Genomic DNA, 19,828 nt, shown 5'->3' on the forward strand with positions numbered 1-19,828 from the left:
CATCCTTGACAAAGGAACATCTGTCTGATATATATACTATTATCCGATAGGAATACTAGGGTTATTAGGAGGGGAATGGCATGAATGTATATCAGAGCGTGTTGGAGACCATAGGGCACACCCCGCTTATCAGGCTTGGCAAGCTGTCAGATAGGACCGGTAAGGAAATTCTGGCGAAAGTTGAATATTTTAATCCCGGCGGCAGCGTCAAGGACAGGATAGCCGTTCGTATGCTTGAGCGCGCCGAGAGCGACGGGTTAATCAATCCCGATACGACGATTATCGAAGCGACGGCTGGAAACACGGGCGTTGGGTTGGCCATAGTCGCCGCCATCAAAGGCTGGAAGACGATTTTCGTTCTGCCTGACAAAATGAGTTCTGAAAAAATCGCGCTTCTTAAGGCTTATGGCGCGGCCATCGTGATTACCCCGACCAACGTTCCCCCGAACGATCCTCGGAGCTATAACAGTGTGGCTGACCGTCTTAGCCTGGAGATTGAAAATTCGTGGCGCCCCGGCCAGTTCTCGAATATGGCGAATCCGGAAGCTCATTACCTGACCACAGGTCCGGAAATCTGGAATGACACGGACGGGGCGGTAGATGTTTTCGTGGCCGGCGTCGGTACCGGCGGTACGGTCACTGGCGTTGGACGGGCATTGCGCGAGAAAAAGAAAGACATAAAGATAGTTGTCGCCGACCCCGAAGGCTCGATTCTTTCGGGCGGCGAGCCTGGCTCCTGGAAGGTTGAAGGGATCGGCGAGGATTTCTTTCCCGAGACGTTTGATTCGACTTTAGTTAATGAATATGTCCGCGTCAGCGACGCGGAATCATTTGCGGCCGCGCGAATGCTAGCCCGACAAGAAGGGCTACTGGTCGGAGGGTCTGCCGGGACGGCGCTGGCAGCCGTCGTGAAATACGCGGCTGGCTCGACGACCAGGGAAACGATCGTGGTTCTTCTGCCCGACACCGGGCGCAATTATTTAAGCAAGTTTTTCTCGGACGAGTGGCTGGAAGATAACGGATTCATGGCGGAGGTGACCCGTCTTGCGGTTTAGGACGCTGGCGGTCCACGCGGGTCAGGATCCTGATCCATCGACCGGCGCGACGATTCCGCCCATTCATCTTTCATCAACATTCACCCAGGACAGGGTGGGCAGGCACAAAGGTTATGAATACGCCCGCGTTGCCAACCCGACACGGACGGACTTGGAGACGATGATCGCCGCCCTGGAAAACGCGCGATACGGCGCAGCCTATGCTTCTGGAATGGCGGCCATCCACGCCATATTCTCAATCCTTGAGCCGGGCGCGCACACCGTTTTATCATCCGACGTATACGGAGGGACTTATCGCCTGGTCGATAAGCTATTGGCGTCGAGAGGGATTACCTACGCAATGGTTGATACCTCGGATCCGGGGGCGGTTGCGGCCGCGGTTACGCCTGAGACGCGCCTTGTTTTTACGGAAACGATTACCAACCCCCTGCTAAAGCTGCCTGACATAAAGGCGCTGAAGAAAGCGGCCGGGAGAAACGTGATCCTGGCCGTAGACAACACCTTCGCGTCGCCTTATCTTCGACGTCCTCTCGAGGAGGGGGCGGACATCGTCGTCCACAGTTCAACCAAGTATCTGGCCGGTCACAGCGATGTAATAGGCGGTTTGGTTATCACACGGGACCGGAAGACAGCAGAGGGTCTGCGGTTTGTCCAAAAGACGGTCGGCGCCGTACCGTCTCCGCTTGATTGCTACCTGACCATTCGAGGCATCAAAACGCTGGCCGTTCGGATGGATGCCCACGAGAGAAACGCGCGTGCTGTGGCTGAATTGCTAAGACACCACCCGCGCGTCAAGGAAACGCTTTACCCCGGCCTTTCGGGAATTGTGTCTTTCAGGATTGACGGCGGGGAAACAGAAGCGCGCCGTTTTGCTGAATCATTGCGCGTGTTCGCCTTGGCTGAAAGCCTGGGCGGGGTCGAATCGCTTGTCTCCTTACCGGCGTTTATGACACACGCGGCCTTTGACACCGGTCTGCGTGCGAAACTTGGGATTACCGACGATTTAGTCAGGCTATCGGTCGGGATAGAAGATCAGGACGACCTTTTGGAGGACATCTCCGCTGCTCTGCGCTAGCCGTCTTTGCCTTGTGGTAAAATAATAAACCACAAGGTGAAAGGCGGTTACAGCATGGACATAAAACAAGAATTCCCATATGTCGAATATACCCGCGATTCCGAGGAAGCCAAGACGGACCAGGTTATCAGGGAAATGCCCCTTACGGTGTACGTCAACGACGAGGAGTTGGTAACGCTTCTCTGCAGTCCGGACAAAATGGATGAGTTGGCTGTCGGATTCCTTTGGAGCGAAGGCGTCATCGACTCTAAAGATGAGATATCAAAGGTGGTCGTCGACGAGGCCAAAGGCGCGGTCTGGGTGACGGCGGACAGGGACAGTGAGTTCATCAAAGCCCTTCTTTTCAAACGGATGATTACTTCAGGTTGCGGCAAGGGAACGACTTTCTATAGCGTCGTCGATTCGGTTTCCGCCCAGCCGGTCGTTTCAGACTTAAGAGCGACGCCTGAACAGATTCTTGCGCTAATGCACGAGTTTCAGGAAGGCTCCGCTTTGTATAAAGCGACGCACGGCGTGCATAGCTCCGCGCTATGTTCCCCGGAGGCGATCGAAGTATTCCGTGAGGACATAGGACGGCATAACGCCGTTGATAAAATCTTAGGGTATTGTCTGATGAACGGGATCGATCCGGTCGGGAAGATACTTATCACATCTGGCCGTATTTCTTCCGAGGTCTTGCTTAAGGCGGCCAAGAAAGAGATGCCCGTCATTGTCTCCCGCACATCAGGAACGGATCTTTCGTTGCGTCTGGCGGACAAACTGGGCATAACCCTGATCGGTTTCGTTCGCGGCGGGAAGATGAACGTATATACACACGGGGAAAGGATAGCCAGGTAGGCATGTCGATCGTTGACGATATTTTAGGTCTTAAGAGCGAGCTGAACGCGGTTATTCTGTCGCATAATTACCAGCGGGGCGAGGTTCAGGATATCGCCGATTTTGTCGGAGACTCGCTGGACTTATCCCGCAAGGCGGCCGTAACGGACGCCGACGTCATCGTTTTCTGCGGCGTTCATTTCATGGCGGAAACAGCGGCCATTCTCTCGCCTGATAAAACCGTTATCATGCCCGATCCGGGAGCCGGTTGCCCGATGGCCGATATGATTAATGACGAGCAGCTCAGGGGGCAGAAGGCACTTTATCCCGACGCGGCAGTCGTGACCTACGTTAATTCTTCGGCCGCCGTTAAGGCGGAAAGCGACTGGTGCTGTACCTCCGCCAATGCTGTTCGCGTTGTCGAGGCCGTCGACAGCGATAAGATTCTTTTTGTGCCGGATAAATATCTGGGCGCATATGTCGCCGCTCAATCGAAGAAAGAATTTATTTTGTGGAACGGCTTCTGCCCGACGCATGCCCGCATCATCGCGGAGGACGTCTCCGCCCGCCGACAGGAGCATCCTGACGCGGTGGTCATTGTCCATCCTGAGTGCCGGCCGGAGGTCATAGCCGGCGCCGACAAAGTTCTGTCTACCGGGGGCATGATCACCTTTGCCAAGGAGACGACCGCTAAGGAGATAATCGTTGGCACCGAGGTCGGGATAATATACCGCCTGAAAAAAGAAAACCCCGATAAAGACTTCTATCCAGTCAGTGACCTGGCAGTTTGCCCGAACATGAAGAAGACCGACCTGCACGTAATGCTGACCGCGATGCAAGAGATGACCAACGTCATTACCGTCCCCGAAGACATCGCCACTCGCGCCAGACGGGCCATCGACAGGATGCTGTCTGTTTGAAGCGCCACCTGATCCCAAAATAGACTCGCATGCTGCTCGCGGCCTAACATCGTTAGTGCTTTGGGGTCAGGCCCTTTCTTCTTATGCGATAGAGCCTGACCCCGTGTTTCAAGTCGCCACGGCGAGCAAACAATGCTCTCCGCTCGTGCGTGGTTTGTCCGCATGCTCGACCTTAAAAGCCATCCCTCTCGCTGCGGGGAGAGGTTAGGTGAGGGGGCTATTGTTAATAACCACCCCAGCACTCCAAAGCGCTGGGGTGGTTTTCCACAGGGTGCCGCTTGCAGGAGCTAAAGTAAAAAGCCCCCGGGACTGGCGTCTCACCCCGCTCGACTATCGACTCGGGGTAAAACAGTGCTCGATGACCTGTAGGTGTATAATCTTCTTGCTTTTAACCTGATTCTAGGAGGAGTTTATGGCTGCGAGGGGAATATCCAAAGGCTTCAAAATCACGCTGGCGATTTTGGTCTGTGCCGTATTCATTCTAACGGGGGCTGCAGCTGGGTTTGTTTATTGGCAAAACGCTAGGTCGCGAGAGAGCGATAGGGTGATCAGTGCGCGTATATCAGAGCTGGCAAACGATAACAAGGAAAAGAAAAAGACAGGCGCCGGAACAACGGACGCAAAGCCGGTGACTTCGGTGGAGGACAAGTATTCTGGCTGGCAAACATATAAGAACAAGACCTATGCTTTATCTATTAAAATCCCGAGCGGTTGGACATACATGGAGACATCGGGAAGCCTGCATCTGTCGATACTCGGCCCGGCGACGGCTGGCGGTGTTATTACGCACGCATGCGCCTTTAGTGTTTTTGTCGAAGACGTCAGTCCGGGAACAATGATTGAGGCTTACTCGGACGCCGCGATGAAAGAACCGCAAGGCAGCGGCACATCAATAGAAGATGGGCCTACGACGATCAGCGGAAATCCTGGCAGGAGAGTCGTGGACAGTTATCAAGAGGTGGGCTATCCCTGGAAGCGACTCTGCGTTTGGACGATCAAGAACAACAAAGCGTATACTTTTGACTATCAGGCCAGCACGGATTACGAATCGACGAACTACTACTCTACGCATCTCGCGACCGCTGAATTAATACTCGCGTCAATTGTGATCGACTAATGATTGCCTGCCCCTAGTCCATAATGAAAATATTTGTCGCGATGAGCGGCTGGGTCTAGTTAGAGTACGCCTGAGCCCCGTTATCGTTTCCCCCAGCTAAACTCGTGCGCGGTAAATCAAAGACAAGGAGAGAACAATAACCCCTCTGATACCGCGCTCCCATAAATGTTTGACTCAAAGGATCGATTGGTCTAGACAAGCCCGCGAAGCTATATTGACGCCTCATACTACGTAGTGTAGTATCAAACATAGTCAGCCAGTTGTTCTTCATAGGAGGCATAAGTGAGAAAAACCTTGTCGATTATCTTATTTCTGTTTATTTTCGCGGCCTTTCCGGGCACCGTATCGGCCGCGGACGTCGTACCGCAAAGGCTGCTTATCTCGCTTTGGCCGGAATATAACAATAACCAGGTTTTCTTTATGCAACAGGTAACAATCCCGAATGACACGCCCCTGCCGGCAACCGTCCGATTTGCATTTCCTTCCGGTACTCAAATGCAGTGGACGGGAGAAATATTGGGAGCGGATCCCTCGAAGGATAAACAGGCAACTCCGACAGTGACTCCGAAAGACGGCTACGACGAGGTGTCCATAACCTTAACGAAAAGCCGGATCGGCCAGGCGGAGGCGATTTGGGACGGACTTAAAATCGAGGGTCAAAATCGCTCTATCGCGCTAAAATACGTTCAAAGGTATGGGGCCGCGGAGACGGTTTTTGAATTTCTCGAGCCGAGCCAATCGTCGGACGTTGTGATGCTGCCTAAGCCTACCGGCAGCAAAAAATCGCCCGAAGGTTTTAACTACTACCAGACGGCCCCCAAGAACGTGCCGGTAGGCCAAGCGGTCGAGTTCAACATCACGTATACGCGCGCAATCGACACCCCGTCCGCTACAGGACAGAAGGCGGCGGGACAAACCCCACCCGCAAACGCGGGTAAAGATCCGTTCAGCCCGGCGGCGCTGGCGTTGACGTTTCTCGTGGCCGGCGCTGGCATAGCAGCCTTTTTTTATATGGACAAAAAGAAGCGGGAAAGTGATGAAAAGACGAAAAAAAAGAAGGCTCAACCCGTCCGAAAAACCAAGGCTGCCTCAGCAAAAAAAGCCGCGCCCGACAGATCGAAAATGCCGATATTCATCATAATCGGCGTTGCTGTTATTCTTGGCGGAATTGCCTTTAATGCCTTTTCAGGCGCGAGCAATGTGCCCAGCGGCACCAACTGCGGGGAAAACAAGGCTTATCTGCAAAAGGGTGTAGACGAATACAAAAAAGCATGGGGCGTCAGCCCAGCTAACCTTAAACAACTATTGGAATCAAAAGACAACAAGGGTCCGTTTGTGGAAACGGTTTCGCTTAAGTGTCCAACGGAAGGGACTTATTATAAGGTCGAAAACGGCATCGTCGTCCAAGGTGAATCAACCGCGGCGCCTAGTTAGAATCCTTGACTTTGGTCTACGTGAACTGCTGGGACACGGTTTCAGGATAAACCTACCGGGTTAGGCGCATCATGCCGCGGCCTTGTCCCGAACCCTGGCCGGCGCCTTGACCCTGGCCCATCTGCTGCCAGTATTGGCGCATCGGACCGCGTTTCATCCAGACATCGTTTAAGCCCAGATAGTCGATCGTCACACCCGCCAGGAGCACCGCCAGCAGTAAAACTATTAGGATCGGCAAGAAACCGCGCTTGTAAGAGAAGTCGAATTTCTTAAGAAGCCAAATTCCCAAACCAAGGCCAGCGATAGCTAAAAGGGGCGCCCACCAAGGAAAGCTTGCCAGGATTTCCTGTAGACGGTACGAGCCCATCGGTCCGTGGCTTCTCAGGGCAAACGAGGTCAGGCTGACGAAAAATGCGGCCAGCACGACCGAACTCGCCAGACCGAGTACCATGGCGATCGATCCGAGCACAAAATACCAGCGCGAGTGCATTTTGACCTCGCCCGAGCGGATCTTATTCATAACTTTGTTGGTGATTTCTATTTCATCTCTTGGCATATCTGCCTCATCGCCTTCTTGGCTCTGTTTATCCTGGCGCCGATTGTTCCTATGGGGAGCTGTAATATGTCGCTGATTTCCTCGTAGGATTTCTCCTCCAAATAGTACAAAGCGACCGGTTCGGCGTATTTTACCGGAATCCGCTGCAAGCATTTTCTGACCATCTTGGCTGTCTCCTCGCGGGACAACTCTTGTTCGAAATGGTTCGGGTCCGGCGCGTCAAAACCTTCCGGCAGTTTTGTTTCGCGATGATGTTTTTTAATCGCGTTCAGAGCTTCATTATGTAATATCCTGTAAATCCAGCTTGAGAAGCTCTTCTTGGTATTAAAGCCCTGCAGGTTGACATAAGCCTTGATAAAAGTGTCTTGGACAACGTCCAGGGCTTTGTCTCTATCCTGGACGATCGACATGGCATATCTATACAGCTTTGGCTCGTAGCGCTTGACGATCTCCGAGTAGAGGTCTTTGTCTTGCGCGCGGACGCGGGCTACGAGCTCTTCGTCGGTATAAGTTATAGCGGTCTCCAGACTTGTCACTTACAGCCGAACCCCCGTTGAATAACGGGGGTTCGGCTGCTTTTGTTCTTTATTGTAGTCCTATTTCATCTAGCGGTTCCATCTTGAACCCGCGCCGTCTTGGCCGCAAGTCCCGCTGCCGCCAGTGCCGTTACCGGCTCCGGAACCGTCACATGTTCCCAATCCGAGTTCCTGACGTATTTTGGCCGCTTCCGCAGTCTTGCCTTGCTCGGCCAATTCGTGAGCTTCGGCGAACTTAGCGAAGTTGTCTTTATTGACGACCTGGCTTACTCTGCCCCTGCCGTTCATCAAGTTCTTCCAGGCATCAAAGTCCTTAGCATCGAAGGCCTTTTCCATGGCCTCGTGCCGTTCGGCTGTGTAGTTAGGCCCTTTGACGGCGGGATCGCCCTGATAAGCCGCCGCGGCTACCGGCGAAATGAGGCCGGCTCCTAGGACCAAAGCGGAGATGCCGATTAAAAGCGTCTTTTTCATTTTGTACCTCCCTTCAAGTGCTATGATGTTCGATCATTTACACGACGTACACCATTAATACAATCCTCGCGGCGGGTTTCTTGCATTTTGTCCGCGGCGTTAGGTCAAGACTGTTATAAACTTGTGACATGAAGGTATTTGTCGCGATGAGCGGCGGGGTGGACAGTTCGGTCGCCGCGGCGCTTCTCAAAGAACAAGGGAATGATGTTACCGGTGTAACCATGCAGTTATGGCCAAGGGCGGTCGGAAACGCGGGCCTTAGCAGCTGCTGCGGACTGGACGCGATCGATGACGCCAGGCGCGTGGCGGCTGTCATCGGTATTCCCCACTACGTCGTAAATATGCGCGACGCGTTTGAAACAGCCGTAATCGACAACTTTATCTCCGAATACCGGTCCGGCCGCACGCCCAATCCTTGCGTTCGCTGTAACCAAATCATAAAGTTCGACATCCTCCTGAAGAAAGTAATCGCCATGGGCGCGGATAAGCTGGCGACCGGGCATTACGCGCGAATAGAGAGCAGAGAGCAAAGAGCAGAGAGCAAAGAGCAAGATCAAGAAGTGGCCAATCACCAATCACGAATTATCATTTACCGACTTCTCAAGGGTGTTGATAAGAAAAAGGACCAGTCTTATTTCTTGTGGACATTTACTCAAGAGCAGTTGGCCAAGACGCTCCTGCCGCTCGGCGACCTTACCAAAGAACAAGTTCGGGACAAAGCCAGATCGTACGGCTTGCCGGTCGCGGAGAAGGCGGAAAGTCAGGAGATCTGTTTCGTGCCCGAGGACCGTTACCGCGAGTTTCTGGCCGAGCGGGGAGTTGCAGACAAACCGGGGCCGATTGTTAACGCGTCCGGGGCGGTTATCGGGACGCATTCCGGAATCACCGGTTATACGGTGGGGCAAAGGAAAGGCCTAGGCATCGCCTCGGATGAGCCGCTATATGTTGTCGCGATCGATATCGATAAAAATCAAGTTGTGGCGGGGCCTGAAGCGGAAACATATACAGAAAGTATTGTCGCCAACCAAGCTAATTATGTGTCAGGCAGCGGTTTCACCCAGCCGACAAACGTTATGGTCAGGATCCGTTATAATGCCGCCGAGGTTCCGGCAAGGCTAACGCCGATTGAAGGAGACAAGATTCGCCTTGATTTCGACCGGCCGCATCGCGCCGTGGCCCCCGGGCAAAGCGTTGTCTTGTATAATGACAGCGAAGTGTTAGGCGGGGCGGTTATTCTTTAGGTGGCAGAGGGAGGATATATGGCTGATGAAGGCAATAAAGTCACCATCGAACGTGAAGAATGCATCTCATGCGGCCAATGTTGGGAAACCTGTCCCGGCTATTTTGAGCAGGCTGATGACGACGGATTCAGCCAAGTCCTGGAGGCGTATCGCATTAACGGTGATATCGGCCGGGGCGAGGTGCCTGACAGCCTTGTCGACTGCGTAACCGACGCGGCCGACGGCTGTCCCGTAGAGATCATTACGGTCGAATAAGAACTAGGTGTTTTCCTAGTATTAAGAATTTAGACATATCGCTACAGTCGGAGTAATAAAACATGAGTGCGAGCGAGGCGGTGATGACTCATGTTGAACGGAAACGTAGCTACTGTCGACCGGCAAGCCGAGATCAGTCTCTCATTCCTGAATCGCTTCTTGAAGGATTATCATCCGCGTGATTTCGCAGTACGTCTTTGGGACGACACCACTTGGGACCCAGACCCAGGTCAACAGGCTCGGTTCACCCTTGTTATAAAGCATCCGGGCGCTTTCCGGCGAATGCTTTCCCCGCCGAGCGACCTCGCTGTTGGCGAGGCTTTTATCTACGACGACTTCGATATTGAGGGCGACATCGAAGAGGCTTTGCGCGTGGCTGAGACAATCGTCGACTCGTTTGACAGGAAACAACTTTTTGATTTGAGCCGCTATCTTTTAAAACTCCCTTTAAGCGGGCGCCAGCGCGCCGGCCGAGGTCCGGCCGACCTATCGGGCCGGGCGCATTCGAAGAATCGCGACCGCCAAGCGGTCACCTACCACTATGACGTCTCTAATGAATTCTATCGATTGTGGCTTGATGACTTTATGGTCTACTCGTGTGCATATTTTTGCTCATCTGATGATGATCTAAATGACGCCCAAGAAGCCAAACTTGACTATATCTGCCGAAAGTTGCGGCTGAAGCCGGGCGAGCGATTGCTGGATATTGGCTGTGGTTGGGGCGGCCTCGTCAAATTTGCCGCGGAAAATTATGGCGTTATTGCGAAGGGAGTAACCTTGAGCGAGCCCCAAGCGGAACTTGCCAACCGGCGCATTCGTGAATCAGGCCTAACAGGCTGCTGTAGTGTGGACGTCTGCGACTACCGCGACCTGAACGAAGAAGAGAGTTACGATAAATTGGTCAGTGTCGGGATGTTCGAGCATGTCGGCCAGGCACTTCTGCCCACCTACTTCGACCAGGCTTGGCGTCTTCTGCGCCCCGGCGGCGTATTCTTAAACCACGGAATCGCCAACCGTGTTTCCGAAGAGCAACCCAAGGGGGCTAGACAGACATTTATAAACACTTACGTATTCCCCGATGGAGAGCTTACGAACATAAGCACTTCTTTGAGAGCGGCCGAAGAGGCCGGTTTTGAGGTGCGCGATGTTGAGAGCTTGCGCGAGCATTATATTTTGACCCTTCGAAACTGGGTGCGCCGGCTTGAAGCCGCTCATGACCAGGCGGTTGCGGTCAGCGATGAGGTAACATACCGTATTTGGCGTTTGTTCATGTCAGCCAGCGCCTATGGATTCCGGACCGGCCGGATCAATGTTTATCAGACCCTACTCGCCAAGCCCGACAACGGTTCGATCGGCCTGCCGCTACGGCGATCCGACTGGTATCTATAGAGGCCTACCGATATCCGGAAGCGCTATTGCTGTCGCGTTCCTTGTCCTAGTATGCTTGAAACCGCAAGTATATCGAGCAAAACAGCAACAGGAGCCGCATGCAATACGCTTTCTTGATATGGTCGCTAGCATTGATAGTCATATGGACCATTGTCTACTTCTTGGTGCGCTCGAAAGAAATCAGACACGAGATGCTGGTGGTCAGTTTGGTTACATCGCTCTTGGGTTTTAGCGAACCGCTTTTCGTGCCGGCATATTGGAATCCGCCCACCCTGTTCAATCTGGCTCAACGCACCGGGTTTGATATTGAAAGTCTGATTTTCGCGTTCGGGATCGCCGGTTTGGTGGCGGTCTCCTATGAGCTACTGTTCGGAGCGCATCACGTCGCCATGGCATCGCACGAGCGAAGTAGTGCCAGACACCGATGGCATGTGGTAGCGCTAGCTTCACCTCCGGTCATCTTACTGGTTTTTCTCGCGACCGGCATCAATCCAATCTACGCCTCTTTTGCCGCTTTTGTCGGAGCCGGCTTCTTTACGGCGTTCTGCCGTCCCGATCTGATCAAAAAGATGCTTGTCAGCGGCGCCTTATTTACCGGGTTTTACTTTGTATTCTTCCTCACGCTCGTCTTGGCGTATCCGGATTATGTTCATCATGTCTGGAATCTTGACGCCCTGTCGGGGATCCTGATTCTGGGCGTGCCGCTAGAGGAGCTGATGTTCGCGGCCGGTTTTGGGTTTCTCTGGTCAAGTATTTATGAACACACAAGATGGTATCGCGTAATGCGCTAGCGATAGAATATAAACTGAAGGAGTGATACGTGGAGAGTCACGTACATTTGTCCGAAACGACGAATATCAAGAGCCTGCGGATCAGCGCGGTTTTAATCGGGCTCTATTTCATCTTTGAGGTTACGGTCGCTGTTATCACCGGCAGTCTATCCCTCCTTGCCGACGCCGCCCATGAACTTTCAACTGCCGGCGCGATATTCGTATCTCTACTGGCGATTCGTTTCGCGTCTCGGCCGCCGACACCTGAGCATACTTATGGGTACCTACGTGCCGAGATCATAGCCGCTCTCCTAAACGGGCTTCTTTTATTCGGCATGGCGGGATTCATCCTTTACCAAGGGGTGACGAGGTTGGGAAATCCAATGGTCATCCCATCAACACCAATGTTCATTGTAGCCGTCGGCGGTATATGGCTTGAAATAGCCTCCTTGTTCATAATGTATCGTGGCCAGAAAGAGAACATGAACATCCGCGGCTCTTTCTGGCATGTCATCAACGCCTTTTTAGGTAGCATTGCAGTTATCATAGCGGCCATCTTCATCGCCACAGCCCGCATTTACATAGCCGATTCGATAGCCGGCATTATCTTTGCGTTCGTGCTTGTGTATGGAGCTTTCGGGCTGGTCAGGAATTCATTCCTGGTGCTTATCGAGGCGACGCCGGCAGGTGTGGACATGAGCGCGATCGAGAACGATTTGCGTCAGATTCCAGCGGTTACCGACATCCATCATATGCACGCATGGCTCATTGCCAGCGGTATCAAGGCTTTTAGCGTCCACGTTTTGGTAAACGACCTATCTCTTTATGACAATACCCTTCAGTCGATCAAGAGCATTCTGGCAGAGAAATACGGATTTGCACTATCGACTGTCCAGATCGAGACCGCAGATCTTATGGAAACGGAATATGCTCGGCTTGAATACCGGAAGACAGTATGAAAGTGCGTATTTATGTTGATGTTGAATACCGCACTACGTGTAGGCGATCATGGTCGACGTAGCTCGACGCAACCTTTTCCAAGAGAAGCTTAGATTCATCATCAGCGCCGGCGGGGTGGCTCTCGCTATCATGCTCATGGTTATCCTGAACGGTTTCTTTGCGGGCATGAACCGGCAGGTGTCGGCGTATCTCGATAACACGCCCGTCGATTTGGTCGTTTCCCAGAAAAAGGTTAAGAACTTTCTTGGCGCCAGCTCCCGGGTACCATTACAGGACGGGACGAAAGTTGAAAAAACCGCCGGGGTGCGGAAAGTAATACCGATATTTTCTTCATATACGGTTTTAGAACTCGGCGGCAGACGTGAGTTCTCCCTGCTTATCGGGTTCGACCCAGACAACGGCGGCGGACCGTGGCGGATTGTCGAGGGAACCGATAACATCAACGATGACGAGGTGATATTCGATAAGCTAGTGGCCGATCGCCACGGATTTAAGCTCGGCCGGCGGGTGCGAATCCTGGGCAAGGATTTCAAGATCGCCGGATTATCCAGCGGGACATCCTCCTGGATGACAGGTACCTTTTTTGTTACCTTCGAATCCGCTTCTCGATTACTGGCGGCCGGAGATAGTGCCGGATTCTTATTGGTTTCTGCAGAAGATAAGGCAGGAATCGCGGATCTTAAAAGCAGGTTATCGAGCGAATTTCCAGATCTTACGGTCACGACTAAGGACGAACGAGCTAAGAACGACGTAGCGCTTTACGCCGGCGTGTTCAACAAACCGCTCCAAGTCATGGTTATTATCGCTTTCCTGATCGGCGTAATGTTGGTCGGCGCGACTATTTATACGGCAACGGTAGAAAGGGCGCGTGAGTACGGCATGATGAAAGCGGTGGGCGCCCGGAACTCGATGTTGTACCGTGTCGTGTTCGAGCAGGCATTGATCGTCGCAGTAGCCGGATTTGTCCTCGGCGTCGCCTTGTCGTTTCTTGCCAAAGTTGTCATTGCCTGGTTTGCGCCGCAGTTTTTTGTGCTGATCGAGTGGCCGTATCTTGCTTATGTAGCCCTTATCGCAATCCTTATCGGAATTGTGGCCTCATACGTTCCGGTGCGGACAATCGCCGGAATCGATCCGGCAATCGCTTTCAAAAGGGGCGTATAGCCATGTCCGTGCCGATCGCTTTAAGGAACTTGTTCGAAAGCCGGACTCGTTTCTTCATCAGTGTCGGTGGGGTGGCCCTGGCGATTCTGCTCATCTTGACTCTTGACGGTATAGTCGCCGGCTCGATAGAACAGGTGACGATCTACATCGACCAAACGCCTTTCGACCTCATTGTGTCACAAGAGTCGGTCAGAAACCTTCATATGACGACCTCGTTCTTCCCTTCGGCGAGACTCGACCAAATCAAGAGGATTGGCGGCGTCAGCCGTGTTACGCCGATTCTATACGCGACCGACTATCTGGTTTCGGGCGAAAACCGTAGCGTCGCCTACATTATTGGCTACAAACCCGGCCAGCCGGGCGGCCCTTGGGTTTTGTCGAGCGGCCGCAAAGAACTCAAACCGGGTGAGATTATCATCGACGAACAGATCGCGTCCAAACACGGTATTTCTTTGGGAGACCAAGTCACAGTGCTGGGGCGGGCGTTCACGATTGCCGGATTGACAAAAGACACGGTCACTATCGTGAACTCGATCGCTTTTGTCCGGTTTGATGATTTCGAGCGTGCCCGCAACCTTCGGGGCGCGGTGAGTTATGCGTTCGTCGGCGTGGCAAAAGGCTCATCCGCGGAGAAAGTGCGGGGTGACATCCAACGCCGGATTACGGACGTGACCGTACTGGCGAAAGAAACGTTTGCGCTTAACGAGCAACAGGTGATCACGGACATGAGCGCCGACATCATGAAGATTATGGACTTTATCGGTTTGCTCATAGGGTTGGCGGCGCTTGGATTGACGGTATACACCGCGACTTTAGTCAAACTGCGCGAGTACGGAGTTCTAAAAGCGCTCGGCGCCCGCGGATCCCGTCTGTTCGGATTAGTATTCGAGCAAGCGATGGTTAGCGTCGTCGTAGGAGTTCTATTCGCCGTGTTAATGGTTTTCGCACTTCGCGAAGGTCTCATTCTAGCTAAGACAAATATCCTCATTAGTATTGGATTCGCATCATTACTGCGGGTGGCCATAGCGTCGCTCGTCATCGCCGTGTTCGCTTCGGCCATTCCCATCATCAGGATAGCCGGGGTAAAACCCGCCGAAGTATTTAGACGCTGAAAGGAGACGCTGGTGAATAAGAAAGCCGTTATCGAAGCATTACAATTAGTCAAGACATATGGTGAAGGCGCGACAGCTGTGAAGGCGCTCGACGGGGTGGACCTTGTGGTAAACCAAGGGGAGGTTGTCCTGATAATGGGGCCCTCTGGAAGCGGCAAGACAACGCTGCTGTCCATCATAGGCGCCCTGTTGACACCGACATCAGGGACCGTGAACCTGGCTGGCGAAGACATCACCGTCCTATCGGAACGCGGGCTGCCCGATATCAGGATGAAACACCTGGGCTTTATCTTTCAGGATTTCAATCTGCTGTCCGCCTTGAGCGCCCGGGAGAACGTTGAGCTGGTGCTTAATCTGGCCGGAATAAAGGGCGCCGAGGCGACGCGCCGGGCCGAGAAGATTCTAATCGATCTGGGACTTGGCGAGCGGTTAAACTTCAGGCCGGATAAGTTGTCCGGCGGTGAGAAACAACGGGTAGCAATTGCTCGCGCGCTGGCCAACGAACCGGAGATTTTGTTATGCGACGAACCGACCGCGAACCTAGACTCAAAAATAGGACACGATATCGTCCGGCGACTTAGAGATATTGCCAAGCAACAAGGGAGAAGCGTTGTGATTGTCAGCCACGATACGCGGATCAGGGAACATGCGGACCGCGTTCTCTGGCTGGAAGACGGACGTTTCAAGGAGGTTGCCGGAATGGCCGTCGATCCCGTTTGCGGTATGTCGATTGAGAAGGACGCAGCGGTAACCAAGAACTATCAAGGCATTGACTACTACTTCTGCTCCGCAGGCTGTGCTCGTGAGTTTGAGGAAGATCCAGATAAATTCTTATAAGTTCTAACACGTAGGCAAAATTCCTTAAGTTCAGGGACGATTTGAAGGCGTCACCCGGAAACGGTTGGCGCCTTCATAGTATGTGTGTTAAGATAAAAACAAGAGTAACCCAGTCGGAATACTAGGAATTCTTTATGGTAAGAGCCTTATCTATTTTGGCGGAGGAAGGAGGACGCCGATGAAAACACAAACAGTCGTATTAGACTCACACGCTGAAACCACCTTAAACTTCTTTCAGCACATCCTTCAGGACTATCAACTGAATAACTTTGCGATCCGCTTATGGGACGGAACCGTCTGGAGCCCGGGGACAACGGAAGAGCCCCGGTTTACACTAGTGCTTAAACATGCCGAGGCATTGCGCAACATGTTCTTGAACGTCAGCGATCTAACATTGGGCGAAGCGTATATCTTCGACGACTTCGACATCGAGGGTGATATCGAGGCCGCATACCAGGTCGCGGAATGGATGATAGATCAAGGCATAAGCCTGACAGACAAGGCTCGTCTCGGACACATGTTGCTCAAGTTGCCCGCCCGGCAACGGACTTCAGGTTCAGGCTCGGCAGCCGGGCTTTCCGGGGAAACCCACTCCAGGGAACGTGATCGTCAAGCGATTAACTACCACTATGATGTCTCTAATGATTTTTACTCCCTCTGGCTTGACAAGAACATGGTTTATTCTTGCGCCTACTTTGCCACTCCGTCTGACGACATCGATACCGCCCAGGAACAAAAGCTGGATTACATATGCCGTAAGCTCCGTCTGAAGCCGGGTGAGCGCTTGCTCGATATCGGTTGCGGTTGGGGTGGCCTCGTCATGTTCGCGGTTCGAGAGTATGGCGTCATAGCGGAAGGGGTAACACTTAGCGAGTCACAGGCGGAACTGGCCAACCAGCTCATACGCGAAGCGGGTTTGACAGACCGTTGCCGTGTCAATGTCCGTGACTATCGTGACTTAAACGATGAAAACGGTTATGACAAGTTGGTCAGCGTCGGGATGTTCGAGCATGTCGGCAGCGCGCTTCTGCGCACCTATTTCAAACAGGCATTCCGGTTGCTAAAGCCGGGCGGTGTCTTTTTAAACCATGGTATTGCGTCCTGCATCCCCATCGGTGAGAAGCCCAAGTTGACAGGACCGACATTCTTCAGTGAGTACGTATTCCCGGATGGCGAACTGACGAATGTCAGTAAATCTTTAACCGAGGCCGAGTTGGCCGGTTTTGAGGTAAGGGATGTTGAGAGTCTACGCGAGCATTACGCTCTTACCTTGCGTAACTGGGTGAGCCGTCTGGAAGATTCTCGCGACGCGGCGGTTCGTGAAACCGATGAGACGACCTACCGTATCTGGCGCCTGTTCATGTCGGCTAGCGCCTATGGATTCCGGACAGACCGGATCAATGTTTATCAGGCGCTGCTCGCGAAGCCGGATAAGGGTGGGAGCGGTCTGCCGCTCAGGCGCGCTGACTGGTACGCGTGAGTGCGGATGACAGATTTCGATTCGGAAAAATAGGATTACAATAAACAGGAGGTTAACAATGAGCAAGAAGAGTGGGAAGAAGAAACATTCAGGCGCCGCTAAGAAGGCGAAACCTAAGGCTGACGGGAAGAAGTATGGACCGTTTGCCGCGGTCGTGATTGTCATTGCCGTCGTCGTTGGCCTGATCGCGTTTTCGTCGGCCGGTAAAGACGGCCCAGCCGGTGCCGGCAGCGCGGCAAATAGCGGGGCGGCGGGTACCAGCCAAACGGCTGCGGCAGACAAGATCGAAATGACAGACGTCAAAGCGACTGTCGCGAACGGAAGCATAACGGTTTCTGAAAACGAGGTTCGCAAGGCGGGCATCGTGTACTTCGAATACAAGGGAGCGAAAGACGTAAATCTGCTGGCGTACGCGGGTCCTTCAGGCAAGATAGTCGCCGCGGTCAGCCTTTGCGAGCCGTGCCGTGGACAGAAGTTTCATATCGAAGGCACGACGCTGGTCTGCAATACATGCGGTTCGGTTTGGGAACTTGAGACGCATAACGCGGTTTCCGGCGCTTGCACGAAGTATCCGCCAGAGATCTTACAGTCGGAGACTGTGAACGGCCAAGTCGTTATACCGGAAAAAAACGTGCTGGCCTGGGAGCCGCGCGTCTAGAGGACTAGCGTAAAAGCATAGTAAAAATAATTGTCGCAAACCCGATAGATATGGTAGAGTATAAGCGAAAAGAAAGGGCGTAGATCATGACTAACAAAAACAAGAACCCACTTATGGCAGACAATACAGCTGAGTTGATTGGCGGAACCCCGTTGGTGAGGTTGAACCATATTCCGGGAGACGACGCGGCTACGGTCTATGTAAAAATCGAAGCCAGAAACCCCGGGGGGAGCGTAAAAGACCGCATCGGTTTATCGATGATCGAAGCGGCCGAACGCGACGGGCTGCTAAAGCCGGGCGCGACGATTGTCGAGCCTACCAGCGGCAATACGGGCATAGCACTGGCGCTGGTGGCGGCGGTCAAGGGATATAAGTGCCTCCTGACGATGCCTGAAACAATGAGCGTAGAGCGCCGGGCTCTTTTAGCGGCGTTCGGGGCGGAACTGATCTTAACGCCGGGTCCGGAGGGCATGGGTGGAGCGATTAGAAAAGCGGAAGAGCTGGATGCCGATAATGCGACGTATTTCATGCCTCAGCAGTTTAACAACCCGGCCAACCCCGAGATTCATAAACTGACCACCGCGGTAGAGATTACCGGAGCGCTGCCGAATACGACCATAGACGCGTTCGTCGCCGGCGTTGGTACAGGCGGTACGATAACAGGCGTTGGCGGCGTGCTCAAAACACTAAATCCAAAGGTACAGATAGTCGCGGTAGAACCGGCGGACTCGCCGGTTCTAAGCGGCGGCCAGCCCGGTCCGCACAGGATTCAAGGCATTGGCGCCGGTTTTGTGCCGAAAGTACTGGACACCGCGTTGCTAGACAAAATCGTTACGGTGACGAACGAGGAAGCGTTTGAGATGCGGCGCCTGCTGGCCGTGGAAGAAGGCTTATCGGCCGGTATATCATCGGGCGCGGCTACTGTCGCGGCGGTTAAGATTGCCCGCGAATTAGGCAAGGGCAAGACCGTTGTTACAGTCCTTCCCGACACGGGCGAGCGTTACTTGAGCATGAACGTCTAGGGGGTTTAATGGTATGAAATTCTCCGCCAAGGGCGAATACGGGATTCGGGCGATTGTTGATGTAGCTTTATATGCCGAGGCCGGAGAGCCGCGCGCCGTCAATATGATCGCGCGCCGTCAAGGCATTCCGATTAGGTTTCTCGAGCAGGTCATGAACGCTCTTAAGAAAGGCGGTTTGGTCGAAAGCTATCGCGGAGCAGCCGGCGGTTACCGTCTGGCGCGGCCGGCCGAGGAGATTACCCTGGCGGATGTTATCCAGGCTGTCGAGGGGCCGATCACCATGATGGATTGCGTGGCTGAAGGCGGCGCGTGCGATAAGACGACGGAATGCGTGATCAGAGAGGTATTTTGTGACGTCCAGAGATCCGTGATAGACACACTGGCGGCCGTCACCCTAGCCGATGTAATTAAACGCACGGCCGCTAAAGAGGCAGCCCGCGTTCCAATGTTCGAGATTTAGCATAAGGCAAAGGGGAGTAAGATGAACGGGGTCGGATATTCAGACAAAGTCATGGAACATTTCAGCAACCCGTGTAATGTCGGCATGCTGGAAAATCCGGACGGCGTCGGCAAAGTCGGCAATCCTGTCTGCGGCGATTTAATGGAAATCATGATCAATGTAGACAAGAAGACAGACACCATAAAGGACATAAAGTTCAGGACCTTCGGTTGCGGCGCCGCCGTGGCGACTAGCAGTATGGTTACTGAGCTGGCTAAGGGCAAGAAGTTGGACGACGCCTTGAAGATAACGCGGAACGACGTAGCGGAAGAACTGGGCGGACTGCCGCCAATCAAAATGCATTGCTCGAATCTGGCAGCCGACGCGTTACACGTGGCGATTAATGATTACCGGTCCAAACAGAAGAAAGATTCTTGACACGACCGGGATGATATGGTATGTTAATTCCGATAGGAAATGGGTAATATAAGGATGGATATGATAACCAGCGCCAGTAACAGCCA

The 19,828-nt window shown here is 53.2% G+C and carries 22 protein-coding genes; 19 read left to right on the plus strand and 3 right to left on the minus strand.

What is annotated here, in order from left to right; genetic code table 11:
* The first annotated feature begins 80 nt into the window (after positions 1-80).
* From WC891_05125 to WC891_05150, 6 genes are all read left to right on the plus strand, one after another.
* A complete protein-coding gene (locus WC891_05125; GenBank protein MFA5867328.1) occupies positions 81-1,055 on the plus strand; it encodes a pyridoxal-phosphate dependent enzyme in 975 nt (324 codons plus the stop codon).
* The gene (locus WC891_05130; protein MFA5867329.1) at positions 1,045-2,130 is read left to right on the plus strand and encodes a PLP-dependent aspartate aminotransferase family protein; all 1,086 of its coding nucleotides are present in this window, start codon (positions 1,045-1,047) and stop codon (positions 2,128-2,130) included. The genes WC891_05125 and WC891_05130 overlap by 11 nt, the downstream gene beginning before the upstream one ends.
* A 54-nt stretch (positions 2,131-2,184) precedes the next feature.
* A complete protein-coding gene (gene fdhD, locus WC891_05135) occupies positions 2,185-2,967 on the plus strand; it encodes a formate dehydrogenase accessory sulfurtransferase FdhD (GenBank protein ID MFA5867330.1) in 783 nt (260 codons plus the stop codon).
* Between the two features lie 2 nt (positions 2,968-2,969).
* A complete protein-coding gene (gene nadA / locus WC891_05140) occupies positions 2,970-3,866 on the plus strand; it encodes a quinolinate synthase NadA (GenBank protein MFA5867331.1) in 897 nt (298 codons plus the stop codon).
* A gap of 412 nt (positions 3,867-4,278) precedes the next feature.
* A complete protein-coding gene (locus WC891_05145) occupies positions 4,279-4,983 on the plus strand; it encodes a hypothetical protein (protein MFA5867332.1) in 705 nt (234 codons plus the stop codon).
* A 282-nt stretch (positions 4,984-5,265) separates the two neighbouring features.
* Positions 5,266-6,417, plus strand: a complete 1,152-nt coding sequence (locus WC891_05150; GenBank protein MFA5867333.1) for a hypothetical protein — start codon at positions 5,266-5,268, stop codon at positions 6,415-6,417.
* A 52-nt stretch (positions 6,418-6,469) separates the two neighbouring features.
* On the opposite strand, the gene WC891_05155 is transcribed toward WC891_05150, so the two are convergent.
* The 3 genes from WC891_05155 to WC891_05165 form a co-directional block, all read right to left on the minus strand.
* Entirely contained in the window at positions 6,470-6,973 is a 504-nt protein-coding gene (locus tag WC891_05155) for a hypothetical protein (GenBank protein ID MFA5867334.1), read from the minus strand.
* Positions 6,955-7,509: an RNA polymerase sigma factor gene (locus WC891_05160; protein MFA5867335.1), complete on the minus strand. Its 555-nt coding sequence runs from the start codon at positions 7,507-7,509 to the stop codon at positions 6,955-6,957. The genes WC891_05155 and WC891_05160 overlap by 19 nt, the downstream gene beginning before the upstream one ends.
* A 69-nt stretch (positions 7,510-7,578) precedes the next feature.
* Positions 7,579-7,980, minus strand: coding sequence for a hypothetical protein (locus tag WC891_05165; protein MFA5867336.1), 402 nt, complete (start codon positions 7,978-7,980; stop codon positions 7,579-7,581).
* Positions 7,981-8,108: 128 nt separating this feature from the next.
* Between WC891_05165 and mnmA the strand changes: the two genes are divergently transcribed.
* From mnmA to nifU, 13 genes are all read left to right on the plus strand, one after another.
* Positions 8,109-9,221 carry a tRNA 2-thiouridine(34) synthase MnmA gene (gene mnmA / locus WC891_05170; protein ID MFA5867337.1) on the plus strand — a complete coding sequence of 371 codons (1,113 nt, stop codon included), beginning with the start codon at positions 8,109-8,111 and terminating at the stop codon, positions 9,219-9,221.
* Between the two features lie 18 nt (positions 9,222-9,239).
* Positions 9,240-9,476, plus strand: coding sequence for a ferredoxin (locus WC891_05175; protein MFA5867338.1), 237 nt, complete (start codon positions 9,240-9,242; stop codon positions 9,474-9,476).
* Between the two features lie 90 nt (positions 9,477-9,566).
* Positions 9,567-10,865 carry a class I SAM-dependent methyltransferase gene (locus tag WC891_05180; protein MFA5867339.1) on the plus strand — a complete coding sequence of 433 codons (1,299 nt, stop codon included), beginning with the start codon at positions 9,567-9,569 and terminating at the stop codon, positions 10,863-10,865.
* Between the two features lie 98 nt (positions 10,866-10,963).
* A complete protein-coding gene (locus tag WC891_05185; protein MFA5867340.1) occupies positions 10,964-11,656 on the plus strand; it encodes a lycopene cyclase domain-containing protein in 693 nt (230 codons plus the stop codon).
* A gap of 29 nt (positions 11,657-11,685) precedes the next feature.
* Positions 11,686-12,594 carry a cation diffusion facilitator family transporter gene (locus WC891_05190; protein ID MFA5867341.1) on the plus strand — a complete coding sequence of 303 codons (909 nt, stop codon included), beginning with the start codon at positions 11,686-11,688 and terminating at the stop codon, positions 12,592-12,594.
* 49 nt (positions 12,595-12,643) lie between these two features.
* On the plus strand, positions 12,644-13,756 hold the full coding sequence (locus tag WC891_05195) for an ABC transporter permease (GenBank protein ID MFA5867342.1): 1,113 nt from the start codon (positions 12,644-12,646) through the stop codon (positions 13,754-13,756).
* A 2-nt stretch (positions 13,757-13,758) separates the two neighbouring features.
* Entirely contained in the window at positions 13,759-14,868 is a 1,110-nt protein-coding gene (locus WC891_05200; protein MFA5867343.1) for an ABC transporter permease, read from the plus strand.
* A gap of 12 nt (positions 14,869-14,880) precedes the next feature.
* Positions 14,881-15,705 carry an ATP-binding cassette domain-containing protein gene (locus WC891_05205; GenBank protein ID MFA5867344.1) on the plus strand — a complete coding sequence of 275 codons (825 nt, stop codon included), beginning with the start codon at positions 14,881-14,883 and terminating at the stop codon, positions 15,703-15,705.
* A 178-nt stretch (positions 15,706-15,883) separates the two neighbouring features.
* Complete coding sequence (locus tag WC891_05210) at positions 15,884-17,185, plus strand: cyclopropane-fatty-acyl-phospholipid synthase family protein (protein ID MFA5867345.1); 1,302 nt, start codon at positions 15,884-15,886, stop codon at positions 17,183-17,185.
* A 58-nt stretch (positions 17,186-17,243) separates the two neighbouring features.
* Positions 17,244-17,843 carry a Fe-S-containing protein gene (locus WC891_05215; protein MFA5867346.1) on the plus strand — a complete coding sequence of 200 codons (600 nt, stop codon included), beginning with the start codon at positions 17,244-17,246 and terminating at the stop codon, positions 17,841-17,843.
* 113 nt (positions 17,844-17,956) lie between these two features.
* Positions 17,957-18,865: a cysteine synthase A gene (gene cysK, locus WC891_05220; protein ID MFA5867347.1), complete on the plus strand. Its 909-nt coding sequence runs from the start codon at positions 17,957-17,959 to the stop codon at positions 18,863-18,865.
* Positions 18,866-18,878: 13 nt separating this feature from the next.
* On the plus strand, positions 18,879-19,325 hold the full coding sequence (locus WC891_05225; GenBank protein ID MFA5867348.1) for an Rrf2 family transcriptional regulator: 447 nt from the start codon (positions 18,879-18,881) through the stop codon (positions 19,323-19,325).
* A gap of 21 nt (positions 19,326-19,346) precedes the next feature.
* Positions 19,347-19,742 carry a Fe-S cluster assembly scaffold protein NifU gene (gene nifU, locus WC891_05230; GenBank protein ID MFA5867349.1) on the plus strand — a complete coding sequence of 132 codons (396 nt, stop codon included), beginning with the start codon at positions 19,347-19,349 and terminating at the stop codon, positions 19,740-19,742.
* Positions 19,743-19,828 lie beyond the last annotated feature (86 nt).

Source organism: Actinomycetota bacterium (genome assembly GCA_041658625.1).
In the GTDB taxonomy this organism is placed as follows: Bacteria; Actinomycetota; JAHEXW01; order JAHEXW01; family JAHEXW01; genus JBAZZW01.